This window comes from Baia soyae, assembly GCF_004341445.1.
GTDB lineage: Bacteria > Bacillota > Bacilli > Thermoactinomycetales > Thermoactinomycetaceae > Baia > Baia soyae.
This window is the reverse complement of record NZ_SLXV01000020.1, coordinates 1-13,543: the sequence shown is the minus strand read 5'-3', so window position 1 is coordinate 13,543 and position 13,543 is coordinate 1. Positions and strand designations below refer to the sequence as shown.

General features: G+C 40.2%; 17 protein-coding genes and 1 tRNA gene. 8 read left to right on the top strand and 10 right to left on the bottom strand.

Annotated elements, in window-relative coordinates; genetic code table 11:
- Both EDD57_RS07910 and EDD57_RS07905 read right to left on the bottom strand, forming a co-directional pair.
- On the bottom strand, positions 1 to 510 hold the full coding sequence (locus EDD57_RS07910) for a sterol desaturase family protein (protein ID WP_131848917.1): 510 nt from the start codon (positions 508 to 510) through the stop codon (positions 1 to 3).
- A 547-nt stretch (positions 511 to 1,057) separates the two neighbouring features.
- Positions 1,058 to 1,948, bottom strand: a complete 891-nt coding sequence (locus EDD57_RS07905; RefSeq protein WP_243649492.1) for a helix-turn-helix domain-containing protein — start codon at positions 1,946 to 1,948, stop codon at positions 1,058 to 1,060.
- A 249-nt stretch (positions 1,949 to 2,197) separates the two neighbouring features.
- Between EDD57_RS07905 and EDD57_RS07900 the strand changes: the two genes are divergently transcribed.
- Entirely contained in the window at positions 2,198 to 2,980 is a 783-nt protein-coding gene (locus EDD57_RS07900) for a hypothetical protein (RefSeq protein WP_131848916.1), read from the top strand.
- A gap of 73 nt (positions 2,981 to 3,053) precedes the next feature.
- Here the strand turns inward: EDD57_RS07900 and EDD57_RS07895 are convergent, their stop codons facing one another.
- From EDD57_RS07895 to EDD57_RS07885, 3 genes are all read right to left on the bottom strand, one after another.
- On the bottom strand, positions 3,054 to 3,731 hold the full coding sequence (locus tag EDD57_RS07895; protein WP_131848915.1) for a hypothetical protein: 678 nt from the start codon (positions 3,729 to 3,731) through the stop codon (positions 3,054 to 3,056).
- A gap of 156 nt (positions 3,732 to 3,887) precedes the next feature.
- Complete coding sequence (locus EDD57_RS07890; protein ID WP_131848914.1) at positions 3,888 to 4,328, bottom strand: BrxA/BrxB family bacilliredoxin; 441 nt, start codon at positions 4,326 to 4,328, stop codon at positions 3,888 to 3,890.
- A 143-nt stretch (positions 4,329 to 4,471) separates the two neighbouring features.
- Positions 4,472 to 5,212: an IclR family transcriptional regulator gene (locus EDD57_RS07885; protein WP_131848913.1), complete on the bottom strand. Its 741-nt coding sequence runs from the start codon at positions 5,210 to 5,212 to the stop codon at positions 4,472 to 4,474.
- 275 nt (positions 5,213 to 5,487) lie between these two features.
- On the opposite strand from EDD57_RS07885, the gene acnA reads away from it, so the two are divergent.
- A complete protein-coding gene (gene acnA, locus EDD57_RS07875) occupies positions 5,488 to 8,202 on the top strand; it encodes an aconitate hydratase AcnA (protein ID WP_131848912.1) in 2,715 nt (904 codons plus the stop codon).
- A 121-nt stretch (positions 8,203 to 8,323) separates the two neighbouring features.
- Here the strand turns inward: acnA and EDD57_RS07870 are convergent, their stop codons facing one another.
- A complete protein-coding gene (locus EDD57_RS07870; protein WP_131848911.1) occupies positions 8,324 to 8,806 on the bottom strand; it encodes a DUF2975 domain-containing protein in 483 nt (160 codons plus the stop codon).
- Between the two features lie 193 nt (positions 8,807 to 8,999).
- On the opposite strand from EDD57_RS07870, the gene EDD57_RS07865 reads away from it, so the two are divergent.
- Positions 9,000 to 9,359 carry a nuclear transport factor 2 family protein gene (locus EDD57_RS07865; RefSeq protein ID WP_131848910.1) on the top strand — a complete coding sequence of 120 codons (360 nt, stop codon included), beginning with the start codon at positions 9,000 to 9,002 and terminating at the stop codon, positions 9,357 to 9,359.
- 49 nt (positions 9,360 to 9,408) lie between these two features.
- Here the strand turns inward: EDD57_RS07865 and EDD57_RS07860 are convergent, their stop codons facing one another.
- Together EDD57_RS07860 and tpx are read right to left on the bottom strand one after the other, a co-directional pair.
- Positions 9,409 to 9,864, bottom strand: a complete 456-nt coding sequence (locus tag EDD57_RS07860) for a coiled-coil domain-containing protein (protein WP_131848909.1) — start codon at positions 9,862 to 9,864, stop codon at positions 9,409 to 9,411.
- A gap of 143 nt (positions 9,865 to 10,007) precedes the next feature.
- The gene (tpx, locus tag EDD57_RS07855; RefSeq protein ID WP_131848908.1) at positions 10,008 to 10,529 is read right to left on the bottom strand and encodes a thiol peroxidase; all 522 of its coding nucleotides are present in this window, start codon (positions 10,527 to 10,529) and stop codon (positions 10,008 to 10,010) included.
- Positions 10,530 to 10,657: 128 nt separating this feature from the next.
- Between tpx and EDD57_RS07850 the strand changes: the two genes are divergently transcribed.
- Entirely contained in the window at positions 10,658 to 10,969 is a 312-nt protein-coding gene (locus tag EDD57_RS07850) for a hypothetical protein (RefSeq protein ID WP_131848907.1), read from the top strand.
- A 34-nt stretch (positions 10,970 to 11,003) separates the two neighbouring features.
- Positions 11,004 to 11,585, top strand: coding sequence for a YdcF family protein (locus tag EDD57_RS07845; protein WP_165873714.1), 582 nt, complete (start codon positions 11,004 to 11,006; stop codon positions 11,583 to 11,585).
- Here EDD57_RS07845 and EDD57_RS07840 read toward each other — a convergent pair.
- Positions 11,571 to 11,972, bottom strand: a complete 402-nt coding sequence (locus EDD57_RS07840; RefSeq protein WP_131848905.1) for a DUF309 domain-containing protein — start codon at positions 11,970 to 11,972, stop codon at positions 11,571 to 11,573. The genes EDD57_RS07845 and EDD57_RS07840 overlap by 15 nt on opposite strands.
- 68 nt (positions 11,973 to 12,040) lie before the next feature.
- Between EDD57_RS07840 and EDD57_RS07835 the strand changes: the two genes are divergently transcribed.
- Positions 12,041 to 12,271 carry a DUF1128 family protein gene (locus EDD57_RS07835; protein ID WP_131848904.1) on the top strand — a complete coding sequence of 77 codons (231 nt, stop codon included), beginning with the start codon at positions 12,041 to 12,043 and terminating at the stop codon, positions 12,269 to 12,271.
- Between the two features lie 44 nt (positions 12,272 to 12,315).
- Here EDD57_RS07835 and EDD57_RS07830 read toward each other — a convergent pair whose 3' ends face one another.
- On the bottom strand, positions 12,316 to 12,726 hold the full coding sequence (locus EDD57_RS07830; protein ID WP_131848903.1) for an acyl-CoA thioesterase: 411 nt from the start codon (positions 12,724 to 12,726) through the stop codon (positions 12,316 to 12,318).
- Between the two features lie 204 nt (positions 12,727 to 12,930).
- Between EDD57_RS07830 and EDD57_RS07825 the strand changes: the two genes are divergently transcribed.
- Positions 12,931 to 13,007: transfer RNA gene (locus EDD57_RS07825), tRNA-Pro, on the top strand.
- Positions 13,008 to 13,126: 119 nt separating this feature from the next.
- A complete protein-coding gene (locus tag EDD57_RS07820; RefSeq protein ID WP_131848902.1) occupies positions 13,127 to 13,411 on the top strand; it encodes a YolD-like family protein in 285 nt (94 codons plus the stop codon).
- The last annotated feature ends 132 nt before the right edge of the window (positions 13,412 to 13,543 follow it).

Below are 13,543 nucleotides of genomic sequence, written 5' to 3'. Positions count from 1 at the left end.
CTATGCTCTGTTCTTCCTACGCTGCTGTTGCTGTGACTTCCTATAAACCGTTCCAAAAACAAAATCCCAGAAGGTAATATAAAAACCATAATTTCCTTTCACATGGTAATGATGGTTCATATGATATTCGCCTACAGCAAGGAATTTCGTAATCGGACCCTTAATACGAGGATTATGATCTAATACCGTGGCAGCTAGGAAAACCTCATAAAAATAGTGGATCACAAACAATACTAACCCTGGAATCGGGTCCAGCCAGATCACAATAATGTGTGGTAATGTAAGGGTAATCCAGACGTCTAAAGTGGCATGTAGATTGCCAAACCATAAGAAATAATTAGGCCAGTCAGGGAGGCTTGGTTTTGCATCATCATATTTATTTTTATGATGTTCCCTATGAATGATAAAAAGCGGATTTTTCTTACTCGGAATATGAGCCAGTCGGTGCATCACATATGAATAGAGGTTGCACAACAAATAGTATCCAACTAATTTCAAAACAAAAACCATACTCAGAATAGTCTCCTTGGTGTTCAGATAGGTTATTCATGGTTCAACTTTCTTACTACATCTGTATCTTAGCTACTAAATGTAGTTACATGCCGGCATTCCCATGTAACTACAAAAGAAATATATTGAATCCCGATTAAATCTTACTCATTTATTAATGTTGAAATGGAAGAGTATACAGTACTGGCGTCCCCATAATCACAGCGACTACTGCCATTGATAGAAGGTAATTTACTTTTTTCAAGATTGTCACCTCATTCTCTCTATTTTCAAGCACTTGTGCCTGTAGAAAGTATTATAGAATGCTATGAATAATCATGAATTTGACATAGAAAGAGTTCCATACTCTTTAGGTATCCATTTCACATCAATTCCTAGACTATCTCATAAAAAAAATAACTCTAATAATATAATTCGGATTGTACAAAATACATTATATTTGTAAGAAAATTAGAAGATAGAAAAAGAGAGATAGTTTCTTTCGCACACAAGCTCGAAGCAAACTATCCCCGTAAGAATGAACTACGGCGGTTCTCATCGTAACGTACTACCCTTGCTCCATATCTTGATGATCTGATATCTTAGCGATTTCCGTCTCGACATAATGAATAAATGGCTGATTTTGTTGCAACTCAAATATTTGAATGGACTCTTTCATATATTGAATTGCTTTGATATGATGGCCCAGATTTAGCCAATTAAAGCCCATATGATACATCAGTTCGCCTAATGAATAGAGAGTTTCATTAGAACGGCAAATTCGGATGCCACGATTACAAAAATCAATCGACTTTTCATACTCACCTGTTATCGTGAGACTCTTTGCGTAGTTGTAGCAGATACGAACAATAATCGAAGCATCATTTTTATACGGTAACACTTCATAATGCTTAATTGCTTTGTTAAAGTATTTATTCGCATCTACAAAGTTCTTCTCTTCACAATAGATAATGCCGATACTATTCAGGATTTCTATTTCTCGTAACGAAACGATAGCACTTAATGTCATATCTAGGGATTGCTTTAAAAGGCTCAAACATTCCTCACTATTATTTTGCAAATAATAAAGACAGATCCCCTCATGCCAAACTAGAAATTGTTTATTTCGTAGCGTTTGGAATACGGGATTTGTCTTTTCTGCTTTTACAATGCGATAGATCTTCTCGTAATCACGCTTTCTTTTATATTCCTGAATTAACAAAATCACCTCTTGAGCATAGTCAAGTCGAGGTGTCTCACAAATATCAAAAAAATAGTTAACATCAACCCCTAACTTACGAGAGATTAAGTATAACGTGGTCGATAAAGGATAAATGGATCCATTTTCAATCTTGCTGATCTGTGCTTGCGTACAAATCCCTTCAGCTAGCTCTTTTTGCGATAAACCAAATGTCTTTCGTAATTGTTTAATATTTTCTCCAACATTAGAGAAATCCATTTCCATTCTCACCTTCCAACATTCGATTAGCCTTATTCATACTTCATTATCAGCCATAAGTGTAACTATTGAAGATTGAAAATAACTTCTATTATATATTAATACAAAATTGATTGTAATTGAATAAAAATTGCTACATATTTATATCTATGAATCTCATTCAGAGAATCCCTTTCTTTACAATCAATAATTGTGTAGTGTAAGTTTGATAATTGTAAAGAACTCTTGTGCTAGGAGGTGAGTTTTATAGTGTGGAATAAAGGGAATCCCAAAAAAATCATTGCCTATCGAGAAATAGATAGCAACTATGTCATCTTACAGAATAATGGACAGATTCATATGGTAAATAGCACAAATCTCCAATTATTCGATGCTAAAAAGGTAGAATCGGACATCATCACAACGGCTATGAATCATGTGAATCTGTTCCTGTTTTCTCCTACCGTTGCTTTTTTAGAAAACCATTCAGTCCTAGATAAACCAAAAGTCGTTGGCGAAATGGAGACGGAAGTTCGTCCTTCTTTCGAGTCATACGCTTCATTCAATCATTCGATCCAGGAAATTATATGTAGCGGTGCGGATTATCTACATGATCCTGATTCCATTGATACCTTGATCCAATCTACCCCTTATCCACTAACCATACAAATTTTAGTAGATGACTTACAAATACATGAGAATATGTTATTCACACCTGTCTTCAATTCATTTACTCTCTGCTTTGACCTTATATTTAATCGAAAAAACCATAAGAAGGGTATGATAGACTTTCAAGAAATACGCTCGGTGAAAAGGGATTTACAAAAATTTAATATCAATTTGCGTTTGTTCATGTCTATTCAATTAATGGATTCGAAACAAATAGAAGAGACGATCCAATTATGCTTAGATCATCAGTTGCCTCGCCCTCAAATACTTGAGACTCATCCGATTGGCAAAGCGTTGTCTCATTCTCATATTATTTTGCAGAAAGAGTACCTCTCATTGCTTGAGAATATTACGCATCAGAATAATACCGCATTAATTATCTGATTAGCACAACTTTTATGAGCTTTAATACATAAAATGACTTTAGCCACTTAGACTAAAGTCATTTTTATATGTATTAATTTTGTATGCCATCCTCATCGTCCGCATCATTGCTAAAGCCTGTGTTTTGATCAAATTCCATTCTCCAGATACCCTCGTACTCTCGAAAAGCGAGGTAATCCCCTTTATCCTGTCCAGCCACTTCATAGACTACTTGAATGATGGGCGGAAGCGAGTCGCGGTGATAGACGGCTCTCATTTTTGCTTTGCTTAATGACTTGGCTTTCTCCATCACTTTCGGGTCCGCTTTCTTTTTTACATAAGCTTCACGCGTAGCAGGTGCTGAGATCATTTTATCTTTGTCGGCCTTAAATAGGACCTCATCTTTGGCCGCGGTGGGTAGGTATAGATCGTACTCCAAACCGTGATCTCCCATTCCTTGCGCGTGAATGAGCAATTTGGTTTGGGTAATGGGATCAACACCTTTTAATTGGGCATAATCAAATTTCTGTTTTAGTTGATCATATAAAGTTTGCTCTTCTTTCGATAACTGAAACAGGTCTACCTCTGTTACTTTGTTTAGAAACTTCTCCACCTTGGGTTCATGAAGCGCTACTGGATCACTGTCTTCCGGCTGTTGAACAGCTGCCTCCTCTTTTGGTTTCTCTGGCTTGGCCGCTTCCTTTCCACAACCTATGACAGCAACAAATAAACTTGCTACTAATGCTCCTGAAATCAATCGATTCACTCTCATATACTGCCTCCCAAGAGATCATTTATGTATTTTTTATTCATTTTGATTATACCAAAAAGATTGTTTTTTAGTACAAATTGATCTATCTAATCTGATAAACACAAAAAATCTCTTGTAAAGTTATCTTTCAACTCTACAAGAGATTTTCCTTATTTACTAGCAATATTTGTTGTAAGCATTTGTTAGATTCGCTGCAATCTCTTCCAACGAAACGCCTTCGATCTCATGACGATGAACCATATGTACTAATTTACCGTCTTTTAAGATCACAAAAGAAGGTGAAGAAGGTGGTTGACCCTCGAAATATTGACGAGCTTCTGCCGTTGCCTCTTTATCTTGACCAGCGAACACCGTATACAGGTGGTCGGGGGTTTTCTCATGTTTTAAGGATTCTGCTACTGCTGGACGAGCAAGTCCTGCTGCACAACCACACACTGAGTTTACAACCACTAAAGAAGTTCCTTTGGCTGCCTCACCTTGGAATGTTTCTTGCACCTCTTCTGGGGTGCGTAGTTCTTTTACACCAATTCGAGTTAGCTCATCTCGCATCGGTTGAACCATCATCTGCATTTGTTGAAAATAAAAGTTTTGTGACATGTGTATCCCTCCTTCTTCATTTATTGTATCCAAATCGAGAAAGAACGTCTATGAATCGTTTTAGGTTCTCATAGATGCGATCTTCAAATGAGGCAAAGTCGCTTCATGATGATTTTTTCCATGATGTTGAAACATATATTTATCTAAACAAGCTTTCCCATCTCCTCCGCCGCCTTCACCAGACGGGGTACATATTGAATCATCTGCTCCTCATTCATCCGTGAGATCGGGCCGGACAAGACAAGGGCCGCGATAAGGTTGCCTGCTCGACTGTGAATCGCCACGGAGACAGCCGATGTACCTGCCTCTCGTTCTTCCATACTAATCGCATATTCTTGTGTTCGAATTTCTTGTAATTGCTTTATGTATAAGTCTCGGTCAATTCCTGAAGGCCACATGGGATCTGAGAGAACTTTCCCTAATAAATCGCCTTCTGTATAGGCTACGATCACTTTACTAGATGCCCCTACCGATAGAGGAAGACGCGCACCAATCGGGGCTACTCGGCGAATCGCTTGCTGACTTTCTACCGCCTGGATTCGTACACGCTCTAAGCCATCCCTTACATATAAACTAACCGTTTCGTCAATCTCATCTCGGAGACGTTCCATCTCAGGAAGGAACAAAATGGCAGGATCATCAGAACGATTGATATGATTGGCTAACTCCCAGATTCGGAAGCCTAAGCTGTACTTCTCTGTATCAGCATCACGTTTGACAAAACCTTTTGTTTCTAAAGTAGCGAGTAGACGAAAGACCGTACTCTTGCTTAATTCTGTTTTCTCTACAATCTCCCGCATCGCTAATTCTGGTTTTCCCACAAAACAAAGGAGGATATCTAACGCTCTCTCTGCCGCTCTGGTTGTGGTCTTTTTCTCTTCCATCCCTGTCCCTTCCTTCTCTTGGTTCCATGGACCCTCTACATTGACTATAATAAAATGTGTGTTCCAATTTTGAAACTATGTTTCATTTTATTATACTGCTTTCTGTAGAGATTAGGAAAGGACTAAAAATATTCTTATTCTCCCTAGATAAAAGACTATACAATTTCGTTTCGTTAGTTGTATAATGAGTACTGAAAAAAGAAACGACGTTTCATCTGGTGAAACAAATAACAAAATTTACTTATGTCATTGCATTTTATAAAGGAGGCTTTTCAATGTCAGATCTCTTTCAATCTCGTTCAAAACTAACCGTAAACGGAAAAGATTTTACTTACTTTCGACTAGGTACTTTAGAAGAGCAAGGAATCGGAAACATCTCCAAACTTCCTTATTCCATCAAGGTTCTTTTAGAAGCCGCTGTACGCCAACATGATGGGAAAGCTGTAACCAAAGAACACGTAGAACAACTTGCAAATTGGGATACTGCTTCCTCAGATAAAGAAATCGCTTTTAAACCAGCACGAATCGTATTACAAGACTTCACAGGGGTTCCTGCGGTAGTCGATCTGGCTGCCCTTCGTTCTGCTATGGAACGTGTAGGTGGAAACCCAGAACGGATTAATCCACTTATCCCAGTTGACCTTGTTATCGACCACTCCGTCATGGTAGACAAAGCAGGTACGGCCGACTCACTCGAATACAACATGAAACTCGAGTTTGAACGAAACGAAGAACGTTACCGTCTCCTTCGTTGGGCAAAAGACTCTTTCACTAACTTCCGTGCTGTACCACCCGCTACCGGAATCGTTCACCAAGTAAACCTCGAGTATTTAGCAACAGTAGTGGCGACTCGTGAAGAAAATGGTGAAACCGTCGCTTTCCCAGACTCCCTAGTAGGTACGGATTCTCATACCACGATGATTAACGGTCTTGGTGTCTTGGGTTGGGGTGTTGGAGGAATCGAAGCGGAAGCAGGTATGCTCGGTCAACCCCTCTACTTCCTCATGCCAGACGTGATTGGTTTCAAGTTAACAGGAAAGTTAGCCGATGGTGCAACTGCAACCGACTTAGCTTTAACCGTAACCGAAATGCTTCGTAAAAAAGGTGTAGTTGGCAAATTCGTTGAGTTCTATGGTTCAGGTCTCTCCAGCATCAGCTTGGCTGACCGTGCTACTGTAGCAAACATGGCTCCTGAATACGGCGCAACGATGGGCTTCTTCCCAATCGACGAAGAAACCCTTAACTACCTACGCAACACCGGCCGTGATGAAGAGCTTGTACAGCTTGTAAAAGAGTACTACACCGCTCAAGGCATGTTCCGTACAGATGAAACGCCAGATCCAATCTTCACAGACGTGGTTGAACTAGACCTCAGCACAGTCGTGCCAAGTTTATCTGGTCCAAAGCGTCCTCAAGACCGTGTAGAGCTATCCAACATGCAACAAGCATGGAACGAAATCTTGAAAACACCAGTAGAAGATCGTGGATTTGGTCTCACAGACGAGCAAATCGCGAAAAAGGCTAGTGTAACAGCTCCAAATGGTGAATCATTTGAACTGACAACTGGCTCCGTGGTAATCGCAGCCATTACAAGTTGTACCAACACCTCTAATCCTAGCGTTATGCTTGGTGCAGGTTTAGTAGCGAAAAAGGCTGTAGAGCTTGGGCTTCAAGTAAAACCATTTGTAAAAAGCTCACTCACACCTGGTTCAAAAGTCGTAACCGACTACTTAATGAAGTCCAACCTACTCGAATCCCTCGAAACACTTGGCTTCCATATTGCCGGCTACGGTTGTGCGACTTGTATCGGTAACTCCGGTCCGTTAGAAGATCATATCGGTCAAGCGATTGAATCAAATGACTTGACAGTCGCTTCTGTACTCTCTGGAAACCGTAACTTCGAAGGTCGCGTGCATCCATCTGTAAAAGCAAACTACTTGGCTTCTCCTCCGCTTGTAGTTGCCTATGCATTGGCAGGCACAGTAGACATCGATTTCGCTACAGAAGCAATCGGTACCAGTAAAGACGGAAAGCCTGTCTTCCTTAAAGATATCTGGCCATCTTCAGCAGAAGTAAGCCAAGTACTGTCCGAAGCAATCTCTCGTGAGCAGTTTATCGAGCAATACGGCAAAGTATTTGATGCCAATGAGCGTTGGAACCAAATCCCAGCTCCAGAAGGCACCCTGTACGATTGGGATGCAGACTCTACCTATATCCAAGAGCCTCCATTCTTCCAAAATCTCTCTGCAGATGTGGACCCAATCCAAAACATCCAAGGCGCTCGCGTACTTGCACTACTTGGAGATTCCGTCACAACCGACCACATCTCACCAGCAGGTAACATTAAGCCATCTAGCCCAGCTGGACAACTCTTGCAAGCGAACAACGTGGATATAAAAGACTTTAACTCCTATGGCGCTCGTCGTGGTAACGATCAAGTGATGACCCGCGGAACATTTGCTAACATTCGTCTACGTAACCTAATGGTTCCTGGCTCAGAAGGTGGCATCACAAAGCATATTCCTACAGGTCAAGTAACTTCGATCTACGATGCTTCCATGAAGTATCAAGAAGCGGGTATTCCGCTCGTGATCTTCGCTGGTAAAGAGTATGGTACAGGTAGCTCACGTGACTGGGCGGCAAAAGGCACCAATCTACTTGGAGTCAAAGCTGTAATCGCTGAAAGCTTCGAACGGATCCATCGTAGTAACTTGGTAGGTATGGGTGTACTTCCTCTTGAGTTCACAAACGGTGTCTCTTGGAAATCTCTCGATCTAACAGGCGAAGAAATCATTGATATCCCTGGTCTAAACGATCAAGTTGAACCAGGTCAAACCTTGCAAGTTCGTGTAACCAAAGCAGACGGTTCTGTTGTCGAATTTGATGCAAAAGCACGTTTGGATAGCGTAGTAGATGTGGAATATTACCGTAACGGTGGTATCTTGCAAACCGTACTTCGTCAGATCCTTAGTACAGAAGTGAACGTGTAGGTAAGTTGTAATAAATTTCATGGCAACAGCCTCTCTCCATGCGAAAGAGGCTGTTTTTTATTATAATATGGATTCATTTCAAGTATAGCTTAGGGATTCACTAATTAAACTAACCGAAATATCAATCATTTTCTGTATTTAATTCAAGGAAGTTTTTTAATGGCTTTTGAAGTACGTCCATAATGGCTGTGATGATACTTATTACGAAAATACCCATTAAACCTAATGATATAGGACCTGCTGGATCATCACCTGTAACGATAGAAAGCACCTTTAAGTTTACTAGCCCTAACAAAATGAGGAAAATGACTGTAAAAGCGCATTTCTTTATAATCTTCAAAGAGTTAAGGGATGATTCAGAAAAAGCATGGCTTTTTTCGATGTAGGTTAATAGCTTATATGCTTGATACAAAGCAACCGAAAGCGAAATGCAGAATCCATATGCACATACTAAAAAGGGGATTAGGAAGTAAGCCGTATCTGGATGTACCCTTGCATCTCTAACGGCTGCCTCAGGCAACCAGATACACAGAGCAAGCATTCCAATTCCAATCAGAAAAATAATTACCTTTAAGAAAGTGGTTGAACCTCGTTTAACCATCATTTAAAACACCTCACTTATCTAATGACAACATGATTTTACTATATGATTTATCGTTTTACAATATATAAATATTGTTTTTTTTGCTATATAATCAAGTTGACGATCAGAAAGCGATCTAACAATGCTATCTGTTCAATGGTTCGCTTTGGGTACCTTACTATCCAATCTCTACTATCAAAAGGAGCTATTACGAATGAAGAATCCAGATCTAGCAACCTTAGAAAATTACCTATTCGAGCTAGAAACAACATTGCTTAAACCAACGAAAGAGCTGTATGCGGAGTATCTATCTGATGCCTATTTTGAGTTTGGAAGTTCAGGCAATGTATGGGTACGGAGGGATTATGATTCAGTCGGCTCTCGTGACACCAGACAACTAACCCCTATCCAGTTTCAACTTCATCCATTAGCAGATGGTGTAGTTATGGTAACGTATCGTATTCATGATGAAATCCGAGAGATGAACACGCTACGCAGCTCCATTTGGAAGCAATTTGACGGAAAATGGAGGATGGTATTTCACCAAGGAACTCCTACAAACTCCATAGAATGAGTGGGGTTTGTAGTGAGTCTACTTAGCATGGTACCGAAGTATAATGTACTTATACCGATCGTTTTAAACCAAGTGCCAGAATCTCCTCATCATGACGAACGAGAACGGATCGAATGTATTTGAGCCGTTCCTGCGTATCAATTCCTTCCTGCTCAATACGGGTCACTTTTTGGTCAAATAAGGCAGCCACTTGATCTACCTTCACTTCAAGATTGTGAGTGCCTTGTTTTAGGCTGTCTACTGTGTGATTAAATTGATCCATCCGCTGTTCTAATTTGTCTACTTTGCCTTCTAGGCTGTCCATTCGTTGTTCTAGGTTGTCTACTTTGCTTTCAAGCTTGTCCATTCGTTGCTCTAAGCCATCCATCCTACTTTCAATCCGGTCCAAGCGATCTTCTATATTACCAACTCTCTTATCTAACCCATCTATCTTAGCATTCATGATTAATTGTTGATCATAGATGGCTCTCACCATCATCGTAAGTTCTTTTAATTGCTCTTCCATCGACTCACCTCTTTTTCCATATACAGACAATATATCAGGTAAGCAGACATAAATAAAGATATTATTCCTACTATTTCGCCAAAACAAATCAAAAAAGCTCAGCATCTACTAATAGACACTGAGCTTCTCTCTACAAACATTTCCTAGCCTAATAGAGCTTTTTTAGCCGCTTCGATAGCCGCTTCGTAGTTCGGATGATCTGTAGCCTCTGGAACATACTCCACATAGGTTACTTTATCATTGCGGTCAACTACAAAAACTCCACGTGCTAATAGGCGAAGTTCCTTGATAAGCATGCCATAAGCAGTACCAAATGAAGCATCACGATAGTCAGAGACTGTTTGCACTTGTTCGATGCCAGCCGCCGCACACCAGCGCTTCTGAGCAAATGGAAGATCCATGCTCACTGTTAGTATTACAGCGTTATCTAATTGAGCCGCTGCTTCATTGAAGCGACGAGTTTGTGCATCACATACTCCTGTGTCTACAGAAGGAACCACGCTGATCAGACGAACTTGTCCAGCTGAACTAGCGAGAGTTACTGGGGATAAATCATTTGCAAGCACGGTAAAATCTGGGGCTTGATCGCCCACTTTCACCTCAGGTCCTACTAGAGTAACAGAACACCCTTTAAAGGTAATTGCTCCTTGACGCTCTTGTGCCATTATGTATTTCCTCCTTAATAAGGTTACAAGCCTAATCTTACCATATTCTCAGCACCAACGTAGGATTTCCACTTACTTTCATTTTCTGCTATCATTTCATCTAAAGGTTTCGATAGGAGGTCTACAACATGAAAGTTCACATATCCGACTTAGCCGCGGCAAAATTACTTTATATTCTATATCAAGAACATGCAGACGAATCGCTCGCATTTCGCGTCATGTCGCATACATCAGGTTGCGGCACTCCATCTTTTGCCATCGACCTGACAGAAATATTACCTCACTTCGAATCCATGAAAATAAAAGATATCCCCTTTACTTGGATTCCTGCTGAGCGTGCTTGGATGGATGGACTCATCATCGATTTCAATCGGGAAAACGGAAAATTTATTGTTGCGCATCCTAATCCACCGTTTCAATCCCAATGTCAACTTAGTTAATGTCCTACTACAGCCAGCCTAGGAGGAAATAGATGTGAATACGACAAAATGGCTCCTGACATTCTCTCTATCCCTAATTCTGCTCCTCCTTCTCATCATAGGCTATTTCTATCTCAAGGTATCTCAATACGATGATACCCCTACCCAGTCATCGCACGCAGATGCTGGGGTTGTGCTAGGAGCCGCATTATGGAATGGGAAGCCAAGCCCCGCATTAGTCGAGCGCTTAGAGATGGCAGTAAAACTATACGATGATAAAAAAGTAGAATATCTCATTGTTTCCGGTGGATTAGAGAAAGAAGGGGTAACGGAAGCACTTGCCATGAAAGAGTATCTGGTACAAAAAAAAGTTCCGCAAGAACGAATTTTGCTAGAAGATCAATCCTCAAACACGCAGCAAAATCTAGAGAATACTAAAAAGTTACTAGCAGGCACCCAGATCGATCACATTGTCATTATTACACATGACTACCATATGACACGGGCTTTGCAATATGCTGAGCAAACCGGATTAAAAGATTCGCTCATCGCCCCTGTCCATTCCGAAGTTTTGTTTTTGCCCTATCATAAAACGAGAGAAAGCCTCGCTTTAATCAAACAATCACTTAGTTTTTAACTGATTAACGAGTTCTCTTAAAACTTCATCCAATATGACGATCTCAATCGGTTTAAACAAAACGGATGAGTCCTGCTCGATTTTTTCTTTCACCGCAGATACATCTTGACGGGTTTGCTGGACATCAATTCCCATCCAAGGATTCGGATAATAAGCCAATTTTTGCAACCCCAAATCAAACATTTTTCGAGCGCCACCTATGTTTTCATTACGATGATGAAAAAGCCCGACTGCAATTTGAAGCAGTCCCTGATAAAATGGCTCCCGCGCTTCTTCCATCCACAAATCCTCTAGTAATTCATGGCACTCGAAGTAATCTCTCGTCTCGTGAAATTCATATAAAAAACGAACATAGAGATCAGGATATAGACAAGGCTCTTGGTTCATCTGACAAGCTCCTCTACTCATGTTACAATGATGGGAAATAGTTAAATTAGAAAGGAAGTATTCTCCTAATGGATCGACATATACCATCCGAAGAAAATCTCATTTGGGTTGTAGACGAAATCAAATCTAGCTTAAAACTGGTAAATGCAGCCCTCATCTCTCCAGAAGACTTTCGACTCCCTCATTTCGAGGACCTCCTTGAAATCTATCAATTGATTCAAAAGAAACAAGGGCAGCTTACAATGATGGAAATCGAAGGGATCTTAGAAGAACTTCGAGATATGAAGAAAAATAGTTAAATCAAAAAACGATGACGCTCTTAAAGCATCATCGTTTTTTGATATTATGTAGCTTGACAACATTCAGGGAAGTGAGTTTGTAGTGCATCAGGAAGTAGAACGCTTTTTCTGGTACCTAAGTCGATGGTAACAGAAACAACCTGCGCATCTGCAACAAGCTCACCATCTTGATTGTAAATTTCATGTTTCAGTACAAAACTGGTCTTTCCCTTCCGAAGTGGTTCTGTGGATATCGTAAGATGCTGTCCTAACTTTGCCTCTTTGCGATAGTTGATGTTAATATTTACAGATACCGTTCCCACGTTCATCTCTGTAAATACATCAAAAGGCAATCCAACTTTGTTGTACCAGTCTTCTCGACTCCACTCCATGTACTCCAGATATTTTGCATTATTTACATGGCCCATGGCATCAATTTCAGTAGGACGTACTTCGATCTCAATGTGTGTTTTCACAGTCAAAGCCCCTTCCTTAAAAATATATCCTGATTGGAAAAGAAGCTATACCATTCATAAACAAAAGATTTTATTCTCAAATTTATTCCATTTTATCATAACTGATCTGCCCTAAATGAGCAATTTTTTATATTTAAGTGTTGACTAGATAATGTAACGATGGTAAGATTTTATATGTTGCTCCAAAATGATTTATATGAATATCGGGATGTGGCTCAGCTTGGTAGAGCACCTGGTTTGGGACCAGGGGGTCGCACGTTCGAATCGTGTCATCCCGACCAATGAAAACCTTCTCTAGACTAGAGAAGGTTTTTTTATTTTTCTCACCTCCTTGACACGAACAAATATTCGGGTATGATTAAGATATAAATAAGAACATTTGTTCTGGAGTGTGATAAAAATGAACATACATAAAGTTTCGGATCCTGTACAACGCACTTTCCAAAATCACCACACATCATCTATGTTTAGCTTAGAACACACCATCGAACTAATCGATCGAATTCAAAAAGCATACGAAAACAACAGCCCTATTCTTCTAGTCTACCGTACACCTTTTGGTCATCGACAGTTTTGCGGCTTCGTCGATCGCATCGAACCCGACGATCGTACGATCCACCTATTTAATGGCAGTATAAAGAGAAAAATCGACTTAACAAGCATGGTTACGTTGGAGTTAGTGTAGGAGAATAAAATCGATTAGACCTCCTCATTATAGAGGAGGTTTCAGACTGCAGACAAACCTCTTCTGAACAACAAGTTTAGAAGAGGTTTTTGTGTGAATTGACTCAAATATCGTTTATGGCGATGGTTTCTC